We start from the raw sequence: 26,257 nt of genomic DNA, 5'->3' as shown, positions 1-26,257 counted from the left end.
TGACGTGGACTTTGCCGTTGGTGATGGTGATGGTCCAGTGGCCGGCGTGGAGGGCGGTGTGGTGGCGGCGGCAGATGAGGGCGAGGTTGTTGATGCTGGTTTCGCCGCCGTCGATCCACGAGCGGAGGTGGTGGGCGTCGCAGCTGATCGGTGGGGCGGCGCAGATGACGCAGCCCTTGTCTCGGGCGTTCAACGCGCGGCGCATCGCGGGCGTCACGAGTCGTTCGGCGCGACCGACATCGAGGGGCTCGGAGTTGGAGCCGAGGATCAGCGGGATGATCTTGGCGTCGCAGGCCAGTCTCCGGATCGTGGCCGCTGAGAGGGCGTCGCCGTACACGACGTGGCCGATCGCGTCCGCAGTGGCCGCCGTCAGATCCTGTAGATCGATCGTCACCGTGATGTTTGCCTTCGCACCCACACCAGGTACGGCGCCGGACTCGGCGGCTGCCGCTGCGATGGTCAGGGTGGTGGTGAGGGCGTCGGCCTGGCGCTTTTCGCGGGACCTGGGGTCGAGTTCACCATCAGCAGTCTTGTGGGGGCGGGCGTGGGCATGGACCAGTGAACGGAGCAGTTCGGCGTTTTCGTTGGCGACGAAGCCGCGGAATGCCACGCCGTGGTCGGCGTCGGTCAGGGTGAGCGACTCGCGCTCGTAGGCTTTCTCCTCCGCCGGCTCGGGGCCGTCGGAGTCCAGCAGGTCGCGGATCTCTTTGCCGGCCTTACGCAGTTCGCCGGGGCTCAGGTGCTGGGCCAGGTTCACCAACTGCTGCTCGGCCACCACGATGTTCTCCACCGGGACCCGGTCGGGGACGGTTTCGAGGGTGAGCACGATGGCCTGGGCTTGTGCGGGCCGCAGGACCGGCGTCTCTAGCGGTCCTGCCGGGTTGGGGAGGGCGGCGGAGACGGTGGTGTAGCGGGGCAGGGTGCGGGCGAGTTTGACTTCGCGGTGGGCGTCTCGGCGGTCGAGGCGGTACCGCATCGCGAGGAGTTCGGCGGTGGTGGTGGCGCCGAGGTGTTGGGCGTGGCCGATTTCGTCGAGGCGGGCGATCATGCGGATCCGGTCGGCTTGGAGGCGGGCGATGGCGGCTTCGTTCGTGTCGAGAGCGGTCAGCAGTTCGTTGCCGCTCATCGACCAGATCGGTCGCTCGTCCGGGATCTCCATGCCCATAACGATAGACACCGCCACCGACAGTTTTCAAAACCCAGAAACCCCTTATTTCCAAGGGATCTAGTTATCCACAACAGGCTGCCAATCGTCCACAGGGTGGCAGTCCGTTGGACCCAGCACAGCGATCGTTGCTATAGGCAACTGAATGGCTGCGGTCAAGCTAACCGAGGTGATGCTGGTCGTGCCATCGTTGTACGGCGGCTTGTGCGGCCTCCTCGTCCTCAAGGGCATGGGCGCCGGATGCACCCATCGCGCCGAGAACCACATTGCCGTCGGTGACGAGGATCCCGCCGGCGAACGGTATGAAGTCGCCGTCGTACAGGTGCTGGATGCTGTCGACGATTGCGCCGGGCAACTTGATCTCGCCGGACGACTGCAAGGAGAACAACGCCGTACGTGCCTTGGCGACCGCGATCCGGCTGGTCATCGGCATCGCACCGTCGTCCCGGCGCAGCACGACGACTTCGCCCGCGACATCGATCACCGCCACCGCCAACGGCGGAAACCCACGCTTCACCCGAACCTCCAACGCGGCCCCCACCAACCAGTCCGCGTCCTCCAACCCCAAACCAGGAAGCCGCACCACATCACCCATACCCCGACCCTAAGCGGGCCTCCACCAGCCCCGTCAAAGCAATACCCGACGAGGTCCCACACGGTGAGGGCGCAGATGGATGATCACACCCGTCACCCGTCACCGGCTACAGGTCACCCCGTCACCGGTTATCCCTTCACCGGTCACAGGTCGCCCGTCACCGGTCGCCGGGTCACGCCGTGCCCCGTCACCGGTCACGCCGTGCCCCGTCACCGGTCACGCCGTGCCCCGTCACCGGTCACCCCGCGCCCCGTCACCGGTCACCCCGTGCCCCGTCACCGGTCAGCCGTCACCGGTCACCGGTCACCGGGTCACCCATCCGTCACCGGTCGCCGGGTCACCCATCACCCGTGACCCGTCGCCGATCCCCCCCGCGACCCGTGACCCGTGACCGGGTCAGCCGTCACCGGTCCCCGCGGTCACCCGTCACGCGGCGACTGTCACCCGTCACCGGTCCCGGTCACCGGTCACCCGTCACGCGGCGACTGTCACCCGTCCCCCGGTGGTCGTCGGCTTGCTGGTTGTCGTGCGCGGACTGGATCCCGGGACGCGCGGCCGGGGAGTGGGGTGCTTAGTCTTTGATTTCGCAGAGGGGGGCGCCGGCGGAGACTGTGGCGCCTACTTCGGCGGTTAGGCCGGTGATGGTGCCGGATTTGTGGGCGTTGAGGGGTTGCTCCATTTTCATGGCTTCCAGGACGACGATCAGGTCGCCCTCGGCAACGGTTGCGCCTTCCTCGACGGCGATCTTCACGATCGTGCCCTGCATGGGGGAGGTGAGGGAGTCGCCCGAAGCCGCAGCGCCCTTGCCCGAGCTGCCGGCCCGGCGCGACGGCTTCTTCTTCGCGCCAGCCCCAGCACCACCGCCAACCCCAGCCCCAGCAAGAGCACCAAGACCCGCAGGAAGCACGACCTCCAGCCGCTTGCCGCCGACCTCGACCGTGACCTTCTCCCGCTCGCCATCCTCCGGCGCCTCGGCCGTCGGACCCTCGTACGGCGTCAACTGGTTGTCGTACTCGGTCTCGATCCATCGCGTGTGGACCTTGAACCCATCCGCCCCCACGAACGCCGGATCCGACACCACCGCGGCGTGGAACGGAATGACCGTAGGCATCCCCTCAACCACAAACTCCCGCAACGCCCGCCGCGACCGCTCCAGCGCCTGCGTCCGGTCCCGGCCGGTCACGATCAGCTTGGCAACCAGCGAGTCGAACGCCCCCGGCACGGTCTCGCCCTGGTCGTACCCACCATCGAGCCGTACGCCGGGACCCGACGGCGCATGCCACCGGGTCAGCGTGCCGGGCGCAGGCAGGAACCCGCGCCCACCGTCCTCAGCGTTGATCCGGAATTCGATCGAGTGCCCCGACACCGCAGGATCGTCGTACCCGAGCTCTTCACCATTGGCGATCCGGAACATCTCCCGCACCAGATCCAGCCCGGTGACCTCCTCGGACACGGGATGCTCGACCTGCAGCCGCGTGTTCACCTCGAGGAACGAGATCAGCCCGTCCTGTCCGACCAGGAACTCACACGTCCCGGCCCCGACGTACCCGGCCTCCCGCAGAATCGCCTTCGACGACTTGTACAGCGTCGCCATCTGCTCGTCCGACAAGAACGGAGCCGGCGCCTCCTCGACCAGCTTCTGGTACCGACGCTGCAGTGAGCAGTCCCGCGTCGACACGACCACGACGTTGCCGTGGGCATCGGCCAGGCACTGCGTCTCGACGTGCCGGGGCTTGTCCAGGTATCGCTCGACGAAGCACTCGCCGCGCCCGAACGCCGAGACAGCCTCACGGGTGGCCGACTCGAAGAGTTCCGGGATCTCCTCCATCGTGCGCGCGACCTTCATCCCGCGCCCACCACCGCCGTACGCCGCCTTGATCGCGATCGGCAGACCGTACTCCTGAGCGAAGGCGACCACCTCGGATGCGTCCGCGACCGGATCCGGCGTACCGGGGACCTGTGGCGCACCGACCTTGTCCGCGATGTGCCGGGCCTTGACCTTGTCGCCGAGCGAATCGATCGCCGACGGCGGCGGCCCGATCCAGATCAGCCCGGCATCCAGAACGGCCTGCGCGAACTCGGCGTTCTCGGCCAGGAAGCCGTAGCCAGGATGTACGGCGTCAGCGCCCGAGCGGGCCGCGACGTCGAGGATCTTGGCGATGTTCAGGTAGGAGTCGGCCGGTGTCGACCCGTCCAGCGCGTACGCCTCGTCGGCGAGCCGGACGAACAGTGCGTCCCGGTCCTGATCGGCGTACATCGCGACGCTGCCCAGCCCCGCGTCGGCGGCGGCCCGGACGACCCGGACGGCGATCTCGCCCCGGTTGGCGACCAGGACCTTGGTGATCTGCTTGCTGTCGGACACAGCTGACTCCCTTCGGCCAGCCCGAGTCTAGGGTGAACAGGCCGGTCCGCGGGGAGGGCGTTCCTCACACCCCGCGTCACATCTCGCGTCACATCACTGCGGGGGACCGCTCGAAGTAGGACTCCAGTACGACGATCGTCTGCGTGCTGGTGACCCCGGCCACCTCGTGCAGAGCGCGCAAGGTCGCCTGCAGGTCCTCGGTGGTGACCGTCCGGACCTTCACCAGCACCGACGCCGGGCCGGCGATGATATGGGCCTCTTCGACCGCAGGAATCGCCTCGAGTGCGTGCAGCGTGGGCGCGTCACCCATCCAGGCGTCCGCATCCAGCAGGACGAACGCCAGTACGCCGTGTCCGAGCGCAGCCTGGTCGACCTCGATGGTCGTCCGCTTGATCACCCCGGCCGCCTTCAGCTTCCGGACCCGCTCGTGCGCCGACCCGGCCGCCAACCCGACCGCCTGGCCGAGAGCGGCGTACGACTGCCCGGCGTCCTCCTGCAGGGCGGCCAGCAGCTTCCGGTCGGTATCGTCTATGGTCATCGTCGCCCTTCGCAGAATCTCATTCTGTCAAAACCGAGAATAGCAGGATACAGTTCAGGATATGACCATCACGCTGGAACCACCTCCGCCACGGCTCCGGGCCGAGCTGGTGAAACTCGACGACCGCTTCACCGTCGCCGGAGACGAGTATCTCGAGTGCCTGTACGACGGCGGCCGCTGGCTCGAAGGCCCGGCGTACTCACCCGCCTGGCGCTGCCTGATCTTCAGCGACATCCCGAACGACCGGCTGCTCCGCTGGGACGAGGTGTCCGGACAGGTCAGCGTGTTCCGCCAGCCGTCCGGCAACGTCAACGGCAACACGATCGACCGCACCGGCCGCCTGATCAGCTGCTCGCAGGGTGAGCGCAGCGTCATCCGGACCGAGTACGACGGGACTCGCACGGTCCTCGCCTCCCACCTCGACGGCCGCCGCCTGAACAGTCCGAACGACGTGGTCGTGCACAGCGACGGCTCGATCTGGTTCACGGATCCGCCGTACGGGATCATGTCGAACTACGAGGGCCACGCCAGCGAGCAGGAGCTCGACGGCTGTAACGTCTACCGGATCGCCCCGGACGGTGCGCTGACCGTGGTCGCAGACGACTTCATCCGCCCGAACGGCCTCGCCTTCTCCGTCGAGGAGACCCAGTTGTACGTCGTCGACACACCGGCCAAGCACATCCGGCGGTTCGATGTGGACGGCGAGAAGCTGACCGGGGGAGAGGTGTTCGCGCCCTGTACCGCCGGGATGTTCGACGGCATCCGGCTGGACGGGGCCGGCCGGGTCTGGGCGGCGACGCACGAGGGCGTGCACTGCTTCGATCCGGACGGCACCCTGATCGGCAAGCTGCTCCTGCCGGAGATCGTCTCCAACCTGACCTTCGGCGGCCCGAAACGGAACCGCCTGTTCATCACCGCCACCACCACAGTCTGGTCCTGGTTGCTCACAGCAACAGGCGCCTGACCCCCGGGGGCAGGCGTCCGGATCCGGCCGTCCGAGCGGTGGGCGGACAGGCGCGCGGACGGAGGGAACGGGCATAGGCTCGCGGATGACGTACAGCCGAGTTCGCGAGGAGTGGTGATGACGGGCATTCTCGAACCGTTGGCAGGGACCGCACCAGCCGTCTGGCAGAAGCAGGACGACCGCTTCGACGGGATCCGCGGTGACTCGCAGTTCGAGCGGCTGTGGACCGGCGGGCGCTGGGTCGAAGGCCCCGTCTACTCACCGGCCGGTCGGTACCTGCTCTGGAGCGACATCCCGAACGACCGGATCCTGCGCTGGGACGAGACGTCGTACCAGGTCTCGATCTACCGGCACCCGGCCGGCAACACCAACGGGCACACGCTCGACACCGAGGGTCGCCTGATCAGCTGCGAGCACGGCAACCGGCGCGTGACCCGGACCGAGCACCACGGTGCGGTCACGGTGATCGCCTCGGAGTACGACGGCAAGCGGTTCAACAGCCCGAACGACGTCGTGGTGAAGCGCGACGGCTCGATCTGGTTCACGGACCCGGCGTACGGGATCGACAGCGACTACGAAGGCTACAAGGGCGCGATCGAGACGGGCGGTTGCCATGTCTACCGGGTCGGGACCGACGGTGCGCTGACCCGGGTCGCGGACGACTTCAACCGGCCGAACGGGCTGGCCTTCTCGCTGGACGAGTCGTTGCTGTACATCTCCGATTCGGAGGAGGGCACGCTGCGCGTCTTCACCGTCGACGGCGACAAGTTGTCCGGCGGCGAACTGTTCGCCGAGTGCGGCAACGGGATCTTCGACGGCTTCCGGCTCGACACCGAGGGTCGCGTCTGGGCCTCCGCGGCCGACGGCGTCCACATCTACCACCCGGACGGCACCCTGCTCGGCAAGCTGCTCGTCCCCGAAACCGTTTCCAACCTGGTCTGGGGTGGCGCGAAGCGCAACCGCCTCTTCCTCACGGCGACGACCTCGATCTACTCCCTCTTCACCACCGCCAACGGAGCACCCCTGCCCTTCGGTCCCCGCGTGTGAGTCCGCGCGTCTGAGTTCCCTCGGCGGAGGGATCCTGTTCGCTCCCGCGAGGGAGGCGCCCGCGTGGGCGCGGATGACAGCCTCGTTCCGATCGGCCGTAACGGGCGGCCGGAGCGAGGAGGACTACGTATGTGGGTCGCGCGGCTGTTGCCGTGGGTCGTGGCAGTTGGGGTGGCAACGGGAGCCGCCGCCCTACCGTCGGTTGCTGCGGGCAACGAGGCCGGGCCTGAGGTGAGCCTGTCCGGATCCGGTGGTGGGCAGCTCGGGCCCGAGTGGAAGCCGTACGACGGCGATCCGGTCCGCTTCGAGATCGACGCGAGAGCGACCGACCCGCTGCATCCGTCCGGGACCTTCCACGTCGTCCACCGCGAACCGGACGGCCGCTTGCTGGCCGAGTTCAGCGGCCGGATCACCAGTCTGTCGGTCGTCGACGAGGTCGCGATGGCGACCGGCACGATCGACGTCGCCGACCACCCCGGCATACCGATGGAGCTGGTCGGGAAGCCGGTGAGTTTCACGGTGTACGACGGTGGCAAGCAGGACCGGATCGGCTGGATGTGGGGCTTCTTCGGCGCGCCGGTGCGTCCGCTGCAGGGCACCGCGCCGTCGTTCGCCCTGACCGACGGCGGATTCCAGGTCCGCGACGGGCGGCATCGCGGTCCGAGCTCGCCGCAGCAGGCCGGCCCGAAGGTCGCGGTGACGGCGGCCAACGACACTGGTACGACGGTCGCGGCCGTGCTCGGTGGTCCGGATCGATCGCCGGGTGGAACTCTGCGCCTCGAGCTCGCAGCCCATGTGCCTGCCGGCGGAGATCCGACGCAGGTCCAGGGCGGATTCCGCTTCACCTCCAAGGGGGCCCGGATCGATGGGCGGCTCACGTGCCTGGCCACAGGTGGTCCGGTCGCGATTACGACCGGCGTGGTGACCAGCTCGACGGACCCGGCCCGGGTCGGTCAGCCGGTCTCGTTCTCGCTGAAAGACGGCAAGATCGACCGCGTCGGCTGGTCCGCCGGGGTTTCCGAGGTCGCGGACTGCCGGTCGGTCGTCCCCTCCTACGCCCCACAGTGGGGTGGCGTGGTGGTCGGGAAATCTGGTCGACTCACGCTGGCCGATTTGCGATGATGGCCTGCTGACCACAGCCCGAGGAGGACTTCGTGACCACCGTGATCGAGCAGGTTCCAGCGCATCTTCGCCAGCTCGCCGAGGCCGTTGTCGCCGCGGCGGCGGCCGATCCGCGGCTGCTCGCCGTCGTCGCTGGGGGATCGATTGCCACCGGCACCAGCGACGAGTACTCCGACCTGGATCTCGTCCTGGTCTGTACGCCGGAGGCCCACCAGGAGTGCATCGCCGGCGCGAAGGAGTTCGCCGCCCGGCTGGATCCGTTGCTGGCGGCATTCACCGGCGAGCACGTCGGTGAGCCGCGGTTGCTGATCGCGCTGTACGGACCGCCGTTGGCTCACGTGGATCTGAAGTTCGTCACGCCGGAGCAACTGCACGACCGGGTCGAGGACGGCGTGGTGCTCTGGCAGCGGGACGACAGCGTCGATCGGGCGTACGCCGAGTCGGCGGCGTCGTACCCGCAACCCGATCCGCAGTGGATCGAGGACCGGTTCTGGGTCTGGGTGCACTACGTCGCGGTGAAGATCGCCCGGGGTGAGCTGTTCGAGGCGATCGACTCACTCGGTGCGATCCGGTCGATCTCGATCGCCCCGTTGGCGACGTACGGGCGGACGTCGAAACCGTCCGGCGTACGACGGTTGGAGACGCTGGCGCCGGAGTTGCTGTCCGAGTTCCGGGAGACTGTGGCAACCGTGGACCGGGACGACTGCCTGCGGGCGTTGAAGGCGTCCGTGGCCCTCTATCGCAAGGTCCGCGAGAGCAGTGGTGTCCAGGTCGTACGCCGTACTGCCGCCGAGGAAGCCGCTATCGACTTCCTCGGCTAGCAGACGTCAGAAGTTCTTCTGGATCTGGTCGATGACGGTGAACACAGCCAGGAAGCCGAACGCCAGGAAGGCGAACGCCATCACGGCGGTCCGGAACGGGGTGATCCGGATCGCCGTCGGCAGGCTGCGGGAGTTCATCCACCAGAGCAGGCCGGAGTACACGAACATCATCGTGCCCGCGGTGCAGGCGGAGATGACCAGCAGAACCAGGGGCTGGGTCACGCCGGCCAGCAGCACAATGATGCCGAAGGCAACCAATCCCCAGACCAGCCAGAAGTACAGCTTGGACTCGGTCATCTTCGACTCGCGCAGGTACCGGGCCTTGATCATGTCCGAGGCCAGCCGCGAGGTGTAGTCGACGATGCCGGCCGCGGCGGCGAACAGCGCGAACGCGCCGATCGCCCAGAACAGGTACCCGAACCAGCCGCCGACGAGCGACTGCAGCGTGGTCCCCTCGATCTTGAGGAAGCTGATGCTGTTCTTGACGTTGGGATCGCCGAATAGGGTCGCGTGCGCGAGCATCGAGGTGAAGATGATCGTCAGCACGGTGATCGCGACGAACGTCATCGCCTGCTCGAGGTTGGCGAACTTCCACCAACGCCTCCAGCGGGCCATGTTGGCGTCGTCCGGCGGGAACGTGTACCCGTTCGCGGTCGGGTCGGCCTCGGTCTCACCGGTGACCGGTGAGGTCAGCCGCGGTACGTGCACGCCTTGGCCGAAACCCTTGTCCCGGATCCAGTTGCTCTGCACGAGGTTCTGGCCGCCGCCGGCACCGGCGTACGCGATCGCACCCATGATGAGAGCGAAGCCGAGCTGGTCGGCCGGGAACTGCGGGTGGGTGACCGCGTCGCCGAGGGCGCCGTACGTCTTGCCGCGGATGGCGAAGATGAGTGCCAGGATGACGAGCAGCGCGACGGCGGCGATCTTCACCGCGATCAGGCGTTCGAGCATCACGTAGACGACCGGCGCGAGGGTCAGGATCACCCCGATCAGCACCAGGATGCCGATCGCGATCCAGCGTGGATCGCCGGCACCGAACAGGTACGTGAGCATCGAGGCCGAACTGGTCGCCCAGCCGGGCCAGAGGTTCGCGAAGTACGTCATGATCGCGAAGAACAGGCCCCAGTGCTTGCCGTACCGGTTGAAGCCGGTCAACGCTGTCTCACCAGTTGCCAGCGTGTACCGCTCGATCTCCATGTTCAGGAACCACTGGACCACCACGCCGACGACGGCGCCCCAGAGGAACACCAGTCCGACCTGGCTGGAGATGTACGGCCAGAGGATGAACTCACCGGAGGCCAGCCCGACGCCGGCGCCGACCATGCCCGGACCGATGATCTTCCAGGTCGTGGTCGGTGGCTCGGGGAGGTCACGAACCTGCGGTGCGGGCAGGTTCTTGGTCGGTAGCGCGAATGTGCCATGGGCAGTCGATCGGGTGTCCGCCATTGGCTCCTCACTTCGTCGAAGCCCCCACCTTTGTCCGGACGATAGCGAATACCGCCGACATAGGCGACCCGACACGAACTTCAGGAGCCCTTGAGCATCTCCAGAGCCTTCGAAATCCGCCGGGCCCGCGTCTCAGGCTTCTTCGCGTCAATGATCGCGTTTACATGCTCCCGCCGATGACTGAAACTCAGCCCGTCGAACGCCTCCCGCAACCCCGCCCCCTCGAGCGCAGCCGCCAGATCGTCCGGCACCTCCACAGTCCGTACGGCGTCGTCCCGCTCGACCGTCACGGTCACCGGGTCCCCGGCGCCCTTCCCGAGCTCGGTCCGGATCCCCTTCAAGATCCCCAGCGCCATACACCCGCCCATGGACGCGACGGATCCCTGATACGCCACGCCGTCAAACGTGGCCAGCACCGGAATCCGCCCACCCCCACCCAACGCGGCAACGACCTCCCCGGGCACCTCCACCCAGGCGCCGCCTCCGTCGTTGACCACGATCGTCCCCTCGAAGGTCTCCATGTTCTGCACCCTAGGAGGCCAGCTTGCTCGGCCACCAGACCTTCTTGCCGATGTCGTGGGCGAGGGAGGGGACCAGGAGGGAGCGGACGATGGTGGTGTCGAGGAGTACGCCGAAGGCGACCATGAAGGCTATCTGGACCAGGAAGAGGATGGGGAGGACGGCCAGGGCGGAGAACGTCGCCGCGAGCACTACTCCTGCGGACGTGATCACGCCGCCGGTGACCGCCAGACCGACGAGGATGCCCGGTCTGGTCCCCTGTGCCTGGGATTCCTCTCGCACTCGCGTCATCAGGAAGATCGAGTAGTCGATGCCCAAGGCAACCAAAAACACGAAGGCGTACAGCGGGATGCTCGGGTCCGCTCCCGGGAAGTCGAAGATGTGGTTGAACGCCAGCGCACTCACCCCGACGGTCGCACCGAACGACAGCACGTTCGCGACCACCAGCAGAACCGCCGCGACCAGCGAGCGCAGCAACAGCGTCAGCACGATGAAGATCACCGCCAGGATGGACGGGATGATCACCCGGAGATCGCGCTTGCTCGCGTCGAGTACGTCGAGGTTGATCGCGGTGTTGCCGCCGACCAGGATGTCCGGGCTGACCTTGTCCAGCTCGCTGCGCAGGTGCTCGACCACCTTGGTCGCCTCCGGCGAGTCGGCCGGGACCTTCAAGGTGGCCTGGACAAGGACCTTGCCGTCGACAACCTTCGGCGGTACGCCGGGAGCCGTCGAGGCGGACGCCGTACCGACGCCGTCGACGGAGGTCGCGGTCTGCACCACCTGGTCGGCCTGACCGGTCGGGGTCAGGATCTGCACCGGCGTACCGGCGCCGGCATCGAAGTGTTTGGCGAGCTCCTGCTGTCCGGTGACCGACTCGACCTTGTTCAGGAAGAGGTCCTCCTGCGACGTGCCGCTGGCCTGGAAGGTCGGCAGGAACGCCGCACACGCCAGTAGACCCAGCACCGTGATCACCCAGACCCGGCGAGACCGGCGTCCGACCAGTCCGGAGACCCGGCCCCACAGCTTCTTCCCGCCGACCTGGTCGCTGGCATGCACGTGGTCGAGCCGTGGGATCGACGGCCAGAAGATCCGCCGGCCGAAGGCGAGCAGGATCGCGGGCAGGAACGTCATCGCGGCGATCAGCGAACCGGCGATGCCGATCGCGCCGACCGGGCCGAGGCCCTTGGTGCTGCCGAGCTGGGACAGCAGCAGGCAGAGCAGGCCGAGGATGACCGTCGCCGCGCTGGCGACGATCGGTTCGATGGCGGCCCGCCAGGCGACCTTCATCGCCTGGAACTTGCTCTCGTAGTCGTGCAGTTCTTCCTTGTACCGCGAGACGAGCAACAACGAGTAGTCGGTCGCGGCACCGACCACAAGAATGAACAGGATCCCCTGACTCTGCCCGTTCAGTTCGAGTACGTCGGCCTTCGCCAGCGGATAGACGACGAGCGCAGCCAACGCGAGCCCGAAGACTGCGGTGAGCAGTACCGCGATCGGCAGGATCGGACTGCGGTACACGATCAGCAGGATCACGAACACCACCGCGAGCGCCACCCCGAGCAGGATCCCGTCGATGCCGCCGAACGCGACAACGAAGTCCGCGAAGACCCCGCCGGGTCCGGTCACGTAGACCGAGAGACCAGTCGGTGTGAGTTCTTGTTTGATGTCGGTGCGCATCGTGTCGGCGACGGCGTACAGCACGGTCTCGCCCTCTTTGACCACCTCGTCGGCCCGGTCGCCGTCGAGCTCGACCGTGATCAGCAGCGCCTTCTTGTCCTCCGACGGGATCACGGTCTTGGCCGGCGCGGCGAGGTAGTCGCCGATCGTCTTCCCGTTGCCAAGGTCCAGCGTCGGGACCCTCGCCAGGAACGCGTTGGCCTTGGCGAGGTCGGCCGGAGTGATCCCGGATTCGCGCTGGATCAGGACGAAGTACGGCAGCGCCTTGGAGTCGACGAACTTCGCCGACTCGTTCGCGACCAGCGTCGACTCCGCCTGTTTGGGCAGGAAGTTCGCGTTGTCGTTCTCCTGGACCTCACTGAGCTTTCCGACCGCGGGCCCACCGAGCGCGCCCAGTACGAGCCAAGCGATCAGTACGGCGGCAATCCCCGCGCGCCACGTCCACCGGTTCAACGTCTTCCCCTCGCCGTAGGTACGGGCACAGTACCCACCTTCTCTCACCACCCCGCGGTGGGTGTGCGGGAGCCGTTTCGGCGGCGTAACAACAAGATGACTACGTGGAAACACCCCGGTCATAGCGTCCTGGCCTAATCGAACAGGTCGGATGATCGGAGACACGCGATGACGCTCGAGGCAGGGCCGAAGGTCGTCACTCACCGCGACCGGACCGGCGCGGTCGGTACGGTCGAGGCACCGCGGCGCGGACGCTGGATCGACGTCTGGGACCCGGAGGACGCGGGATTCTGGGCCACGAAGGGCCGCGCGGTCGCGCGGCGTAACCTCTGGCCGTCGATCTTCGCCGAGTTCCTCGGCTTCTCGGTCTGGCAGCTGTGGAGCATCGTCGTGGTCTCGATGCCGAAGGCCGGGTTCACCTACACCACCGACCAGCTGTTCTGGCTGGTCGCGCTGCCCAGCCTGGTCGGCGCGACATTGCGATTGCCGTACACGTTCGCCGTACCGAGGTTCGGCGGGCGGAACTGGACGGTCGTCTCGGCGATGATGCTGCTGATCCCGACCATCGGGTTGTCGTACTTCATGACCCAGCCGGACACGGCGTTCTGGGTGATGGCGCTGGTCGCGGCGACCGCGGGTGTCGGCGGCGGCAACTTCGCCAGCAGCATGACGAACATCTCGTTCTTCTACCCGGAGAAGGAGAAGGGTTTCGCGCTCGGCATCAACGCGGCCGGCGGCAACCTGGGTGTCGCGGTGGTGCAGTTGCTCGTGCCGATCGTGATCGTTGCAGGGGCCGGGCTGACGCTGAACCGGGCGGGCCTGCTGTGGATCCCGCTGATCCTGCTGGCCGCCGTACTGGCCTGGAAGGTGATGGCGAACCTGTCGGTCGCGACCTCGTCGTTCCGGACCTCGATCGCGGCGGCGAAGCGGCCGCACACGTGGATCATCTCGTTCCTCTACATCGGTACCTTCGGCTCGTTCATCGGGTTCGGGGCGGCGTTCCCGCTGCTGATCAAGACCACGTTCCCCGAGATCACCGTGGCCCACATCGCCTTCCTCGGCGCGCTGGTCGGGTCGGTCGCGCGCCCGTTCGGCGGCAAGCTGTCCGACCGCGTCGGTGGCGCCTGGGTGACGGTGTGCTCGTTCGTGGTGATGGGGCTCGGCATCCTGGCCGCGATCGTGTCCCTGAACGCGGACAGCTTCGCGGCGTTCCTGATCAGCTTCCTGGTCCTGTTCGTCGCAAGCGGGGCCGCCAACGGTTCGACGTACCGGATGATCCCGGCGGTGTTCCGGCTGACGACGCCGGGCGACCCGGGCCGGGCGCGGCGCGAGGCGGCGGCCTGCATCGGGATCGCCTCGGCGGTCGGTGCGTACGGCGGGTTCCTGGTGCCGCGTGGGTTCGCGATGTCGACGAGTCACTTCGGCTCGCTGATCCCGGCGCTGTACGTATTCTGTGGTTTCTACGTGCTCTGCCTGGCCGTGACGTACTTCGCCTACCTCCGCAAGGGTGGACCGCTCAGCCAGGAGCGCGTGTGACGGCTGTCCCCACGCACTGCCCGTATTGCGCGCTGCAGTGCGCCACCACACTGCACCCGGTCAGCCGGCCGGGTGCGGTGGAGGTCCGCCCGCGCGGCGAGGGCGGACTGTGCCGCAAGGGATGGACAGCAGCAGAGGTACTCACGGTGCCCGATCGGCTCACCATGCCGCTGGTGCGCGACGGCGCGGGCAACCTGGTGGAGACGAGCTGGGACGCAGCACTCGACTTCGTTGCCGACCGCATCCGATCGCTGCAGAGTGCCTACGGCAATGATTCGGTCGCGGTGTTCGGCGGCGGTGGACTGACCAACGAGAAAGCCTATGCGTTGGGCAAGTTCGCGCGGGTGGCGTTGAAGACGGCGAACGTGGACTACAACGGCCGGTTCTGCATGTCGTCCGCGGCGGCCGCGACGAATCGGGCCTTCGGCATCGACCGAGGCTTGCCGTTCCCGCTGGCCGATCTCGGTGGGGCGGGTGCGGTGTTGCTGGTGGGCAGCAACATCGCCGAGACGATGCCACCGGCAATCAAGCATCTGCAGAGAGCACGAGACGCGGGTGGACTTCTGGTCGTCGACCCGCGTCGCTCGGCTACGGCCGGTCTGACTGCGGATGATGCGGGGATTCACCTACAGGCGACTCCTGGGTCAGATCTGGCGCTGGTGCTGGCGTTGACTCACGTCGTACTGCAGGAAAGTCTGGCGGATACGGCGTACCTCAGTGAGCGGGTCGACGACGCGGAGGTGTTGTTCCGGACGACGGCGTCCTGGTGGCCGGAGCGGGCCGAGCGGGTGACTGGCGTGCCGGCGGCAACGATCCGGCGGGCTGCTCGGGTGTTGGCGGCTGCTGCGCCGGTGTGGGGTGGGGCTGGTGCATTCATCCTGACGGGGCGTGGTGCTGAGCAGCACAGCAAGGGCACCGACACGGTGACTGCGTGCATCAACTTGGCGTTGGCGCTTGGGCTCCCTGGTCGGTTGGGCAGTGGGTATGGCTGCATTACCGGGCAGGGGAACGGTCAGGGTGGTCGGGAGCACGGTCAGAAGGCCGACCAGCTGCCTGGGTATCGGAGCATCACGGATCCGGCCGCGCGCGCGTACGTGGCTGGTGTGTGGGGTGTGGATCCGGATGAGCTGCCAGGGCCGGGGAAGAGCGCGGTTGAGCTGATCAACGCACTTGGTGAGCCTGGTGGGCCGCGGGCGTTGCTGGTTCATGGGAGCAACCTGGTGGTGTCGGCTCCGCGGTTGGCGTCCGTACGGGAACGGCTTGCGGCGTTGGATCTGCTGGTGGTGGCGGACGTCGTACCGTCCGAGACTGCCTTGCTGGCGGATGTCGTGTTTCCGGTGACGCAGTGGGCTGAAGAAGAGGGGACGATGACGTCCCTCGAGGGGCGCGTGTTGCGGCGACAGGCTGCGATTGCGCCGCCGGGAGAGGCGCGCAGTGACCTCGCGATCTTCGCAGGCTTGGCCGAGCGGCTCTCGCCGGTGATGTTCTCCACCGATCCTGCGGAGGTGTTCGAGGAGCTGCGGCTGGCCAGCAAGGGTGGGAAGGCGGACTACTCGGGGATCACGTGGGAGCGGATCGATGCGGGGGAGGCGCTGTTCTGGCCAGTGCCGTCAGAGGGGCATCCGGGGACGCCGCGGTTGTTCGCGGATGGGTTCGCTACGCCGGACGGGCGGGCGCACGTCGTACCGGTGGATCACCGGCCGGTTGCGGACGATCTGAATGCCGAGGCGCCGATCTACCTGATCACCGGTCGGCTGTTGCAGCACTACCAGAGTGGTGCGCAGACGCGGCGGGTGCCGGAGCTGGCCGAGGCCGAGCCTGAGGTGTACGCCGAGATTCACCCGCGCGTGGCCGCACAGTTGGGGATCTCGCACGGCCGTCCGATTCGGTTGCGGACCGCGCGTGGGTCGATGGTGCTGCCGGCCCGGGTGACGGCGGACGTGCGGCCGGACACGGTCTTCGTGCCGTTCCACTACGGCGGTGCCGGTGCGGTCAACGAGCTCACTAATGACGCGCTCGACCCGGTGTCCCGGATGCCCGAGTTCAAGGTCTGCGCGGTCGAGGTCACGGCCGCGGCACTCCCGGCGACGGGGGTGCCCGCATGAGTCCGCGCGTGGTGATCATCGGCGGCGGGATGGCGGGTCGTCGACTCGCTGAACTGCTGCCGGGGTCCGTGGTTCTGGGGGACGAGGCGTCCTATAACCGCAGTCGCCTGACCGAGTACGTCGCCGGCCGCGCGGAACCCGTGATCGGGGATGAGCCGCGCAGGACAGCGATTGCCGTTGACCGAGTTCGCCGGGCGGTGACGGACGCCGACGGATGCGAGTGGCCCTACGACCACCTGGTCTACGCGACCGGCGCCAGCCCGGTAATCCCCAACCAACTCACCGATGCGTACTGCCTTCGGTCAGTTGGGGATGCGCGGGCAGTGGTTGAGGCGGCCGGGCGGGTTCGGCGGGCGGTGGTACTTGGTGGCGGTGTGCTGGGGGTCGAGACTGCCTGTGCGTTGCGGGAGCGCGGGATTGCGGTCACGTTGGTGCACGACGGGGAAGCCCTGCTGGACAAGAGTATTCGGCCCTCGGCCGGTCGTCGGGTCACCCGCGCGGTGCGGGAGTTGGGCGTCGAGGTGCTGCTCAACACGAGCCTCGACGGGACAGATATCCGCGACGGGCAGTTCCGAGCGCTAAACCTGCGCAACGGACGCCAGGTGTACGGCGAGATGCTCGTCGTCGCGTGTGGAGTGCGACCCCGCACCGAGCTGGCCGAAGGGCTGACGGTTCGGACCGGGATCGTGGTGGACCGGACTCTCACCAGCCCCGACGACCCAAGGGTGCATGCGATCGGGGACTGCGCGGAGATCGACGGTCAGCTCACCGGGACCGTCGGGGCTGCGTGGGCTCAGGCTGAAGTCCTGGCTCGCCAGCTCAACGGTGAGCCGGCCGAGTTGCCTGACTTCGAGGTGGTTCGGCTAACGGCGGGTGGGCTCGACGTACTTGTCCTGGGCAACCAAGCCGAGGATGGGGAAGTGGTGCGGCTGGAGGACGGCGGCCGGTATGTGCGCGCCGTCCTGCGGGACGGTGTCGTGCGGTCGGCGGTGGCGGTCGGTGCACCCGAGGTGGCCGCGGAGTTGGTGTTGCTGGCGGACCGCGGGACGCCAGTGGTGGCGGACGGGTTGCTGGCGGCACGCGACGTACCGAAGAAGAAGGTGGCGACCGTGTGCAGGTGCAACGGCGTCACCCGGGCCGCGCTCGAGGCGGCCTGGCGTGGGGGTGCCGACAGTGTCGCCGGCATCGCCGCCACGACGCGGGCGACGACCGGGTGCGGCAGTTGCACCGGCGCCGTCGGCGAACTGCTCGACCGCTTCCGGCGCGGCGAGACCGAACCAGTCCCGAGCAGGAGGGCGACGATGGCAGAGCTGAACAAGGCCCGGCACGTGGTGGTGGTAGGCGGTGGCATGGTCGCCCATCGGCTCGTCGAGGCGCTGCGGCAACGCGACACCGGCATCCAGTACCGCATCACCGTGCTGGCCGAGGAGCCACGGCTCCCGTACGACCGGGTCGCACTGACCAGCTACTTCTCCGGCCGCGACCCGCACGACCTCGCCCTCGGCGACCCCGAACTCTGGGACGACCCCGCCGTACTGCTCCGCAAAGGCGTCAAGGTCACGGCACTCGACACCTCCGCCAAGACCGTCGCCACCGCTCGCGGTGAACAGATCGCGTACGACGAACTCGTGCTGGCGACGGGCTCGTCCGCCTTCGTCCCACCGGTGAAGAACAGCGACGCGCAAGGCTGCTTCGTCTACCGCACTGTGGATGACGTTGCCGCACTCCGGGTCTATGTGGAGCGGTTGAAGTCCGAGGGCCGCGACGTGAGCGGCGTGGTTGTCGGCGGCGGCCTGCTCGGCTTGGAGGCGGCCGGTGCGCTGCGTGCGTTGGGTGCGGCAACCAAGGTCGTCGAGTTCGCGCCCCGCCTGATGCCTTTGCAGGTTGACGAAGGTGGTGGAAGTGCGCTCGCCCGGTTGATCGGCGGTCTCGACGTCGACGTGATGACGTCGACCCAGACAACCCGCGTCAAACTCACCTCCCAGGGTTCGGCCCGGGCCATGGCTGTTGCCGAGGGCCCTGATCTCCCGGCCGACGTGGTCGTGTTCGCGACCGGCGTACGCCCTCGGGACGAACTGGGTCGCGCCGCCGGCCTCGACATCGGTGAACGCGGTGGCGTCGTTGTCGACGAGGCCTGCCGTACATCGATTCTCGGTGTCTGGGCGATTGGCGAAGTCGCTTGTATCGAAGGGCGCGTGTGGGGCTTGGTTGCCCCGGGATACACGATGGCCGAGATCGTTGCCGACCGGCTGCTCGGCGGTGAGGCGACGTTCCCCGGTGCCGACACCTCGACCAAGCTGAAGCTCCTCGGTGTCGACGTCGCCAGCTTCGGCGACGCGTTCGGCGCAACCGAGGGCGCGCTGGACATCGTGTACGCCGACCCGGTCGCGGGTGTGTACAAGAAGCTTGTGCTGTCCGATGACGCCCGTACCCTGCTCGGCGGGATCCTGGTCGGCGACGCTTCGGCGTACTCCGGTCTTCGCCCGATGGTCGGCCGTGAGCTCGGCGCCGACCCGGCCGCGTTCCTGCTGCCTGAGGGTGCGGGCCCGGTGCAGTTGGAGCTGCCGGACGACGCACCAGTCTGCTCGTGCAACAACGTGTCTGCGGGCACGATCCGGTGCGCCGTCCGCGATGAGGGTTGCTCGGACATCAAGTCGGTCTGTGGCAAGACGCGCGCCGGGACCAGCTGTGGTTCATGCCTGCCGATCGTGAAGAACCTGCTCAACACCGAGCTCACCAAGGCCGGTGTCGAGGTCAGCAAGGCCCTGTGTGAGCACTTTGCACTCTCGAGAGCCGAGCTGTTCGACGTCGTCCGGATCACCGAGCTGCGGACGTTCAGTGAGATCGTCGAACGGCACGGGACCGGCCGCGGCTGCGACATCTGCAAGCCGGTGGTCGCGTCGATCCTGGCCAGCGTGGACCCGGCCGGTCACGTCCTCGACGGCGAGCGGGCGACGCTGCAGGACACCAACGACCACGTGATGGCCAACATGCAGAAGGACGGCACATACTCCGTCGTCCCGCGGATCCCCGGCGGCGAGATCACGCCGGAAGGCCTGATCACGATCGGGGAGGTGGCCCGCGACTTCGGCCTGTACACGAAGATCACCGGTGGTCAGCGCGTCGACCTGTTCGGCGCCCGGATCGAGCAACTGCCGGCGATCTGGAAGCGCCTGGTCGACGCTGGCTTCGAGTCCGGTCACGCGTATGGGAAGGCCTTGCGGACCGTGAAGTCGTGTGTCGGCTCCACCTGGTGCCGGTACGGCGTACAGGACTCGGTCGGGATGGCGATCGCGCTGGAGCTGCGCTACCGCGGACTGCGATCGCCGCACAAGCTCAAGCTCGGTGTCTCCGGCTGTGCGCGGGAATGCGCCGAGGCGCGCAGCAAGGACGTCGGCGTGATCGCGACCGAGAAGGGCTGGAACCTGTACGTCGGTGGCAACGGCGGCATGACACCCCGGCACGCCGAGCTGCTCGCGTCCGACCGGACGGACGAGCAGCTGTTCCGGGCGATCGACCGCTTCCTCATGTACTACGTCCGTACGGGCGACCGCCTGCAACGGACCGCGGTCTGGATGCGCGAGCTCGACGGAGGACTGGATCATGTCCGCGACGTCGTACTGAACGACAGCCTCGGCATCGCCGCCGACCTGGACGCCGCGATGGCCAAGCACGTCGATGCGTACGTCGACGAGTGGCAGGCGACCCTGAACGATCCCGAGAAGCTGGCCCGGTTCGTCTCGTTCGTGAACGCACCGGATCAGCCCGACGCCGACCTGCGGTACGTGGTCGAACGCAACCAACCGCGCCCCGCCACCCCGGCCGAACGCGGACAGCTCGAGCCGGTGCTGCTGGCCGGCCCTCGATTGGAGGTACGCCGATGAGCGTAGCGACCGCCGTTGTGGTGTGTGAGTACGACGCCCTGCTGCCCGAGCGTGGAGTCGCCGCGCTGATGGGCGACGTACAGATCGCCCTCTTCCGCACTCACGACGGCTCTGTATTTGCCATCGGCAACCAAGATCCGTTCAGTGGCGCGAACGTGATGTCGCGGGGCATTGTCGGCAGCCGGGGCGAGGTGCCGACGGTCGCGTCGCCGATGTTCAAGCAGGTCTTCGATCTGCGGACCGGTATGTGCCTGGACGATCCGGCGGTGTCACTGCCGGTGTACCGGATTGAAGTCGTCGACGGACAGGTTGCGGTGAACCTCGGTGACTAGGACCGGACCACTCAGTGGATGCACGATCGCGATCAGCGCGCATCGACGGGCGGATGACCTGATCGCTTCGTTCGAACGGCGCGGCGCGAAGGTCATGCACGCGCCGACGCTGCAGATCGTGCCGGTCGCCGACGACCACGCGCTGATCGAGGCGACCCGGCGGGTGATCGCCAACCCGCCGGACGACGTTGTGGTCACCACTGCGGTCGGGTTCCGCGGCTGGGTCGAGGCGGCCGATACGGCCGGCCTGGCGGCGGACCTGCTCGGAACGCTGGAGCAGTCGCGTCTGCTCGCCCGCGGGCCGAAGGCTCGTGGTGCGATCCGGGCGGCCGGGCTCGTCGAGCACTGGTCGGCTCGGTCGGAGACGACGGCCGAGGTGGTGGAGTGGCTGCGCGACCAAGGCGTGCACGGGCGGAAGATCGTCGTACAACTGCATGGGCTGTCGGATCCGTCGCTGCAGGATGCGTTGCGGTCCGCCGGGGCGTCCGTGCGCGGGTTGGAGGTCTATCGGTGGGGTCCGGCGCCTGATCCGGTTGTGGTCGAGCGGATGATCAATCAGGTCTGCACGGGGATTGTGGATGCGGTGGTGCACACGTCGGCTCCCGGTGCGCAGGCGATGTTGGATGCTGCGGCGTTGACCGGGCAGTACGACGCGTTGGTGTCGGCGTTGCGGACGGGGCGGGTGTTGAACGCGTGTGTTGGTCCGATCACCGCAGGACCCTTTGCGGCGTTGGGATTGGAGCCACTGGTTCCGGATCGGTATCGGTTGGGGGCGCTGATTCGGATCGTGACTGATCGGCTGACTGAGGACAACGCTCGGTCGATCGAGACGGAGTTCGGTCAGTTGGTGATCCGGGGTGGTGCGGCAGTGCTGGATGGGGTGGTGTTGCCGCTCGGTCCTGGACCTCGCGCCGTACTGGCCGCTCTGGTCGCAGCCGGTGGCGATGTGGTCTCGCGGCCCGCGCTCCTCGCGGTGCTGCCCGGTGCGGAAGACGTGCATGCGGTAGAGGTCACGGTCAACCGATTGCGTACGGCGGTTGGCCGTCCGGAGCTCGTCCGCACAGTAGTCCGCCGCGGCTACCGCCTGGCAGTGGAACCCGCCGGGGTCCCGACATGACGCCGCACCTGCCGCGCCGACGGCCGACCGGCGCGGTCGACCTGATTGCGGCGGCCCATGGGACGGCGGATCCGCGGGGCATCCGGGTTGTTCATGACCTGGTCCGGTTGATGGCGCGACAACGTCCCGACATCCCGATGTCGTTGGGATTCGTGGACGTCGACCTGCCGGCGCTTCCGTCGCTGGTTCGGCGCGTGGTTGCTGACAGCAACGAGGCTGTCGTCGTGCCGTTGTTACTAAGCTCCGGCTATCACGTCCACGTCGACCTGGCCGCCGAGGTGCATCGCTACCCCGGCCGGGTCCAGAGCGCCCCGGCCCTCGGCCCCGATCCCGTCCTGGCGGAAATCCTCGCCGACCGCCTGGGCGACCTCCGCCGCATCGACCACGTGGTCCTCGCGGCCGCCGGCTCCTCCGACCCCCGCGCCCTAGCCGACTGCGCCTCCACGGCTAGCTTCCTGTCCGAGCGCATCGACCGCCCGGTAACCGTCGGCCACGTCTCCGGCGCCGGCGAACGCCTCCCATCCGTCCTAAGCCGAACCCCAGGCCGCCTAGCCATCGCCACCTACCTCCTAGCCCCCGGCGCCTTCGCCGACCGGGTGCTCCGCCTCTCCGCCGGTCGTCCGGTGAGCCCGCCCCTCGGCGCCGACCCCCGTCTGGCCGCCTTGGCACTCCGCCGCTACGAGGCTGCGCTGTACCCAAGGACAGGTAGTAGTGGCCGATCCGGCGAGATCGAGTACGCCGCCACGGTGTGAGAGCGCTCCGACCCCGGACTACTACCTGTCCTTCGGTACGGTGCCCGGCCGGTAGGTATTGATCACCACGTCGGTCGTGGTCGCCTCGGAGTGGGTGAGGGTGAGCGGCTGGTGCAGGTCCCCGAACAACCGATGGCCGGTGCCGAGGACCAGCGGGTGGATGAGCAGGATGTACTCGTCGACCAGGTCGGGGATCGAGCGGACGAGTTCGCCGCTGCCGAGGACGATCAGGTTCTGCTCGGCTTTGAGTTCTGCGATGTCGGTCAGGCCGAGCACGTGCGTATTGACCCAATCCGGGTCCGTCAGGGTCGACGAGACGACGTACTTCTGCTGCTTGTTCAGCGCGTCCGTGTACGGGTTGTCCGGCTGCTTCGGCCAGAACCCCGCGAAGTCCTCGTAGGTCCGGCGGCCGAGTAGCATTCCGCCGCTTGCCCCGGCCCGCCGGCCCAGCACGCGCCCCATCGCGTCCTCGCTGTACGGCACGCCCCAGCCGCCGTGCTGGAAGCCGTCCCGCGTGTCCTCATCCGGCCGGCCCGGCGACTGCATGACACCGTCCAGCGTGAGGTTGCAGACAACTGTGATCGCACCCATGACGTCCTCCTCGAGTAGGTCAGTTCTCACCCCCTACACGAATGCGAACCCGCCGGATCGACAGTCAGCGGCTGCGGAGCGCGGCGAGGTCGGTGTGGCAGCGGCGTTCGACCTCGGCCAGTTCGCGGAGGGTTTCGTCGATGTCGCGGCGGCGTTGTTCGAGGTCGGCGCGGCGGTGGGTGATCTGGTCGAGGAGGTAGACGAGCTGGCCTTCCTCGCCGGGTTCGGCGTCGTACATGTCGACGATCGTGGCGATGTCGTCGAGGGAGAAGCCGAGCCGCTTGCCGCGCAGGATCAGGCCGAGGCGGACCTTGTCGCGGGGGTGGTAGACGCGAACGGTGCCGCGGCGCTCGGGCGTGAGCAGGCCGCGGTCCTCGTAGAACCGGATCGTTCGCAGCGTGACGTCGTACTCGGCCGCCAGTTCGGCGATCGACCAGGTCTCAGGCACCCGAGTATTGTGCACACACCCCAGATTGCTTTACGTTTACGTAAGCGTCAAGCACAAGGAGCAGACCCTCATGTTCGAGTTGTCCGCGGAGCATCGCGAGTTCCGGCGTAGTGTTCGTGACTTTGCCGAGGCGGAGATCGCGCCGCATGCGGCCGAGTGGGACCGCAAGCACTACTTCCCGGTGGAGGTCGTGCAGAAGATGGGCAAGCTCGGCCTGTTCGGGCTGACCGCGCCGGAGGAGTACGGCGGTGCGGACGGGGACTTCACCAGCTTGTGTGTGGCGATCGAGGAGATCTCCCGGGTCGACCAGTCGATGGGCATCACGCTCGAGGCGGCGGTCGGGCTCGGGATCAACCCGATCCTCACCTACGGCACCGACGAGCAGAAGGCCACCTGGCTGCCCGACCTGGTCGCGGGCCAGAAGCTGGCCGGCTTCGGGCTGACCGAGCCGGAGTCCGGGTCGGACGCGGGCGCGACCAAGACCCGTGCGGTGCTCGACGGCGACGAGTGGGTGATCGACGGCTCGAAGCAGTTCATCACGAACTCGGGCTCGAGCATCACGAGCTGCGTGACCGTGACCGCGCGGACCGGTGAGCGGGCCGACGGCAAGCCGGAGATCTCCACGCTCATCGTCCCGAGTGGTACGCCGGGGTTCGTCGCGGAAGCGGCGTACGACAAGCTGGGCTGGCACGCGAGTGACACGCATCCGCTGTCGCTGAGCGGCGTACGCGTCCCGGCCGAGAACCTGCTCGGGACCCGTGGCAAGGGGTTCGGCCAGTTCCTCGCCACCCTGGACGACGGTCGGGTCGCGATCGCCGCGGTTGCGCTCGGGTGCATCAAGGCCTGCCTGGAGCTGTCGGTGCAGTACGCCGGTGAGCGGAAAACGTTCGGTGTTCCGATCGGCAAGAAGCAGGGCGTCGCGTTCCAGATCTCCGACCTGAAGGTGATGGCCGACGCGGCCGAGCTGCTCGTTTACCGGGCCGCGGCACTCAAGGATGCCGGTGCGTCGGTCGCCGACTTCAAGCAGGCCGCGTCGGTGGCGAAGCTGTACGCGACCGAGTCGGCGGTGACCGCGACGCGGATCGCCACGCAGGTCTTCGGCGGCTACGGCTTCATGGAGGAGTACCCGGTCACCCGCTTCTACCGCGACGCCAAGATCCTAGAGATCGGCGAAGGGACATCGGAAGTGCAGCGCATGCTGATCGCCCGTTCGCTCGGCCTCCCGGTGGAATGATGGCCGCATGACGCGGGATCACTGGACAGAGGTCAAGGTTGCTCGCGAGGCGACGCTCGGCCCGCCCGAGAAGGCTGCGGCCAAGCTGGCGTCGCAGAACAAACTCTACGTTCGCGATCGGATCGCGCTGCTCGTCGACGAGGGCAGTTTCGTCGAGGAGGCGCAGCTGGCGAACGCGCTCAACCCCGGCCTGCCTGCCGACGGCGTGGTCACCGGCCGTGCGCTCGTCGACGGTCGCCCGGCGCTGCTCGTCGCCAACGACCCGACCGTCAAGGCCGGCTCGTGGGGCGCGCGGACGGTGGAGAAGATCGTCCGGATCACCGAGGTCGCGCTCCGCGACGAGCTGCCGATCTTCTGGCTGATCGACTCGGCCGGCGCACGGATCACCGACCAGGTGGACCTGTTCCCCGGCCGTCGTGGCGCCGGGCGGATCTTCCACAACCAGGTCGCGCTGTCCGGCAAGGTCCCGCAGATCTGTTGCCTGTTCGGCCCGTCCGCCGCCGGCGGTGCGTACATCCCGGCGTTCTGCGACATCGTGATCATGGTCGACGGCAACGCCTCGATGTACCTGGGTTCGCCCCGGATGGCGGAGATGGTGGTCGGTGAGAAGGTGACGCTGGAGGAGATGGGCGGCGCCCGGATGCACACCAGCGTCTCGGGCTGCGGTGACCTGCTCGCCGCCGACGACACCGAGGCGATCGACCTCGCCAAGCAGTACTTCTCCTACCTCCCCGGTTCGTGGCAGGCGCGGCCCCCGTCGTACGACGCCTCCCTGCCGGCGCGCGATTTCACCCGCGATTTGGTGCCGGCCGAGGAGAGCGTCGGGTTCGACATCCATGACGTGATCGACGCACTGATCGACGCGGACACCTTCTTCGAGGTCAAGCCGTCGTACGCGCCGGAGCTTGTCACCGGGTTCGGGTTGCTGGCCGGTCAGGTGGTCGGGATCGTCGCGAACCAGCCGGCCGTGAAGGGCGGCGTGCTGTTCGTGGACTCGGCGGACAAGGCGGCGCGGTTCATCTGGCTGTGCGACGCGTTCAACGTGCCGCTGGTGTATCTGTGCGACGTACCGGGCTTCATGATCGGCAGCGAGGTCGAGCGGGCCGGCATCATCCGGCACGGCGCGAAGATGATCACCGCGGTCTCGGAGGCGACCGTCCCGACGGTGTCGGTGATCGTCCGCAAGGCGTACGGCGCCGGCCTCTACGCGATGTGTGGACCAGGCTTCTCGCCGGACGCGTGTATCGCGCTGCCGACCGCGAAGATCGCGGTGATGGGGCCGGAGGCGGCGATCAACGCGGTCTACTACAACAAGATCCAGGAGATCGCCGACGAGGGCGAACGGGTCGAGTACGTGTCGAAGCTCCGCGAGGAGTACGAGACCGATATCGATATCCTCCGCCTCGCCGCGGACCTCGTCATCGACGCCATCGTCGAGCCGGAGAACCTCCGCGACGACCTGATCGCCCGCCTCGCCGCAGCCCAGTCCAAGGACCGAACATTCTCCCACCGCCGCCACGGAGTCCCACCGGTGTAGCACTAGGCTCGG

At 67.9% G+C, this 26,257-nt stretch carries 21 protein-coding genes; 12 read left to right on the top strand and 9 right to left on the bottom strand.

Annotated elements, in window-relative coordinates:
- From AB0L70_RS39910 to AB0L70_RS39895, 4 genes are all read right to left on the bottom strand, one after another.
- The coding region (locus AB0L70_RS39910) for a DUF222 domain-containing protein (protein ID WP_363692117.1) at positions 1–1,159 on the bottom strand (1,159 nt) is incomplete at its 3' end.
- A 166-nt stretch (positions 1,160–1,325) separates the two neighbouring features.
- Complete coding sequence (locus AB0L70_RS39905) at positions 1,326–1,760, bottom strand: heme-binding protein (RefSeq protein ID WP_363692115.1); 435 nt, start codon at positions 1,758–1,760, stop codon at positions 1,326–1,328.
- A 571-nt stretch (positions 1,761–2,331) separates the two neighbouring features.
- Positions 2,332–4,122: a biotin carboxylase N-terminal domain-containing protein gene (locus AB0L70_RS39900; protein WP_363692114.1), complete on the bottom strand. Its 1,791-nt coding sequence runs from the start codon at positions 4,120–4,122 to the stop codon at positions 2,332–2,334.
- A gap of 88 nt (positions 4,123–4,210) precedes the next feature.
- Positions 4,211–4,660: an Lrp/AsnC family transcriptional regulator gene (locus AB0L70_RS39895; protein ID WP_363692113.1), complete on the bottom strand. Its 450-nt coding sequence runs from the start codon at positions 4,658–4,660 to the stop codon at positions 4,211–4,213.
- A 61-nt stretch (positions 4,661–4,721) separates the two neighbouring features.
- Here AB0L70_RS39895 and AB0L70_RS39890 point away from each other — a divergent pair, with 61 nt between their 5' ends.
- The 4 genes from AB0L70_RS39890 (at position 4,722) to AB0L70_RS39875 (ending at position 8,614) form a co-directional block, all read left to right on the top strand.
- Entirely contained in the window at positions 4,722–5,624 is a 903-nt protein-coding gene (locus AB0L70_RS39890) for an SMP-30/gluconolactonase/LRE family protein (protein WP_363692112.1), read from the top strand.
- 117 nt (positions 5,625–5,741) lie between these two features.
- A complete protein-coding gene (locus AB0L70_RS39885; RefSeq protein WP_363692110.1) occupies positions 5,742–6,671 on the top strand; it encodes an SMP-30/gluconolactonase/LRE family protein in 930 nt (309 codons plus the stop codon).
- 129 nt (positions 6,672–6,800) lie between these two features.
- Complete coding sequence (locus AB0L70_RS39880; RefSeq protein WP_363692109.1) at positions 6,801–7,793, top strand: hypothetical protein; 993 nt, start codon at positions 6,801–6,803, stop codon at positions 7,791–7,793.
- 32 nt (positions 7,794–7,825) lie between these two features.
- On the top strand, positions 7,826–8,614 hold the full coding sequence (locus AB0L70_RS39875) for a hypothetical protein (protein ID WP_363692108.1): 789 nt from the start codon (positions 7,826–7,828) through the stop codon (positions 8,612–8,614).
- 6 nt (positions 8,615–8,620) lie between these two features.
- On the opposite strand, the gene AB0L70_RS39870 is transcribed toward AB0L70_RS39875, so the two are convergent.
- The 3 genes from AB0L70_RS39870 to AB0L70_RS39860 form a co-directional block, all read right to left on the bottom strand.
- Positions 8,621–10,060 carry an Nramp family divalent metal transporter gene (locus tag AB0L70_RS39870; protein ID WP_363692107.1) on the bottom strand — a complete coding sequence of 480 codons (1,440 nt, stop codon included), beginning with the start codon at positions 10,058–10,060 and terminating at the stop codon, positions 8,621–8,623.
- 80 nt (positions 10,061–10,140) lie between these two features.
- Positions 10,141–10,581 (bottom strand): YdeI/OmpD-associated family protein, encoded by a 441-nt coding sequence (locus tag AB0L70_RS39865; RefSeq protein ID WP_363692106.1) that lies wholly within the window; start codon positions 10,579–10,581, stop codon positions 10,141–10,143.
- A gap of 10 nt (positions 10,582–10,591) precedes the next feature.
- Positions 10,592–12,709 (bottom strand): MMPL family transporter, encoded by a 2,118-nt coding sequence (locus AB0L70_RS39860; RefSeq protein ID WP_363692105.1) that lies wholly within the window; start codon positions 12,707–12,709, stop codon positions 10,592–10,594.
- Positions 12,710–12,877: 168 nt separating this feature from the next.
- Here AB0L70_RS39860 and AB0L70_RS39855 point away from each other — a divergent pair, with 168 nt between their 5' ends.
- Genes AB0L70_RS39855 through AB0L70_RS39830 form a run of 6 tightly spaced genes read left to right on the top strand, consistent with a single transcriptional unit; the run spans position 12,878 to position 22,435 of the window.
- Positions 12,878–14,245: an MFS transporter gene (locus AB0L70_RS39855; protein WP_363692104.1), complete on the top strand. Its 1,368-nt coding sequence runs from the start codon at positions 12,878–12,880 to the stop codon at positions 14,243–14,245.
- Positions 14,242–16,350, top strand: a complete 2,109-nt coding sequence (locus tag AB0L70_RS39850) for a molybdopterin oxidoreductase family protein (RefSeq protein WP_363692103.1) — start codon at positions 14,242–14,244, stop codon at positions 16,348–16,350. Before AB0L70_RS39855 ends, AB0L70_RS39850 begins: the two co-directional genes overlap by 4 nt.
- Positions 16,347–20,234, top strand: coding sequence for a nitrite reductase large subunit NirB (gene nirB / locus AB0L70_RS39845; RefSeq protein ID WP_363692102.1), 3,888 nt, complete (start codon positions 16,347–16,349; stop codon positions 20,232–20,234). Before AB0L70_RS39850 ends, nirB begins: the two co-directional genes overlap by 4 nt.
- Positions 20,231–20,566, top strand: coding sequence for a nitrite reductase small subunit NirD (gene nirD, locus AB0L70_RS39840; protein WP_363692101.1), 336 nt, complete (start codon positions 20,231–20,233; stop codon positions 20,564–20,566). Before nirB ends, nirD begins: the two co-directional genes overlap by 4 nt.
- Positions 20,559–21,683, top strand: a complete 1,125-nt coding sequence (locus AB0L70_RS39835; protein ID WP_363692100.1) for a uroporphyrinogen-III synthase — start codon at positions 20,559–20,561, stop codon at positions 21,681–21,683. The genes nirD and AB0L70_RS39835 overlap by 8 nt, the downstream gene beginning before the upstream one ends.
- A complete protein-coding gene (locus AB0L70_RS39830) occupies positions 21,680–22,435 on the top strand; it encodes a CbiX/SirB N-terminal domain-containing protein (protein WP_363692099.1) in 756 nt (251 codons plus the stop codon). The genes AB0L70_RS39835 and AB0L70_RS39830 overlap by 4 nt, the downstream gene beginning before the upstream one ends.
- Before the next feature lie 21 nt (positions 22,436–22,456).
- Here the strand turns inward: AB0L70_RS39830 and AB0L70_RS39825 are convergent, their stop codons facing one another.
- Together AB0L70_RS39825 and AB0L70_RS39820 are read right to left on the bottom strand one after the other, a co-directional pair.
- Positions 22,457–23,026, bottom strand: a complete 570-nt coding sequence (locus AB0L70_RS39825; RefSeq protein ID WP_363692098.1) for a dihydrofolate reductase family protein — start codon at positions 23,024–23,026, stop codon at positions 22,457–22,459.
- 64 nt (positions 23,027–23,090) lie between these two features.
- A complete protein-coding gene (locus AB0L70_RS39820) occupies positions 23,091–23,474 on the bottom strand; it encodes a MerR family DNA-binding transcriptional regulator (RefSeq protein ID WP_363692097.1) in 384 nt (127 codons plus the stop codon).
- 70 nt (positions 23,475–23,544) lie between these two features.
- Between AB0L70_RS39820 and AB0L70_RS39815 the strand changes: the two genes are divergently transcribed.
- Positions 23,545–24,708, top strand: coding sequence for an acyl-CoA dehydrogenase family protein (locus tag AB0L70_RS39815; protein ID WP_363692096.1), 1,164 nt, complete (start codon positions 23,545–23,547; stop codon positions 24,706–24,708).
- 7 nt (positions 24,709–24,715) lie between these two features.
- Positions 24,716–26,245 (top strand): acyl-CoA carboxylase subunit beta, encoded by a 1,530-nt coding sequence (locus AB0L70_RS39810; protein ID WP_363692095.1) that lies wholly within the window; start codon positions 24,716–24,718, stop codon positions 26,243–26,245.
- Positions 26,246–26,257 lie beyond the last annotated feature (12 nt).

The sequence above is a fragment of the Kribbella sp. NPDC051952 genome (assembly GCF_040680855.1).
Lineage (GTDB): Bacteria > Actinomycetota > Actinomycetes > Propionibacteriales > Kribbellaceae > Kribbella.
Note: the sequence above shows the minus strand (reverse complement) of the source record. Positions and strands in the feature narration are given on the sequence as shown.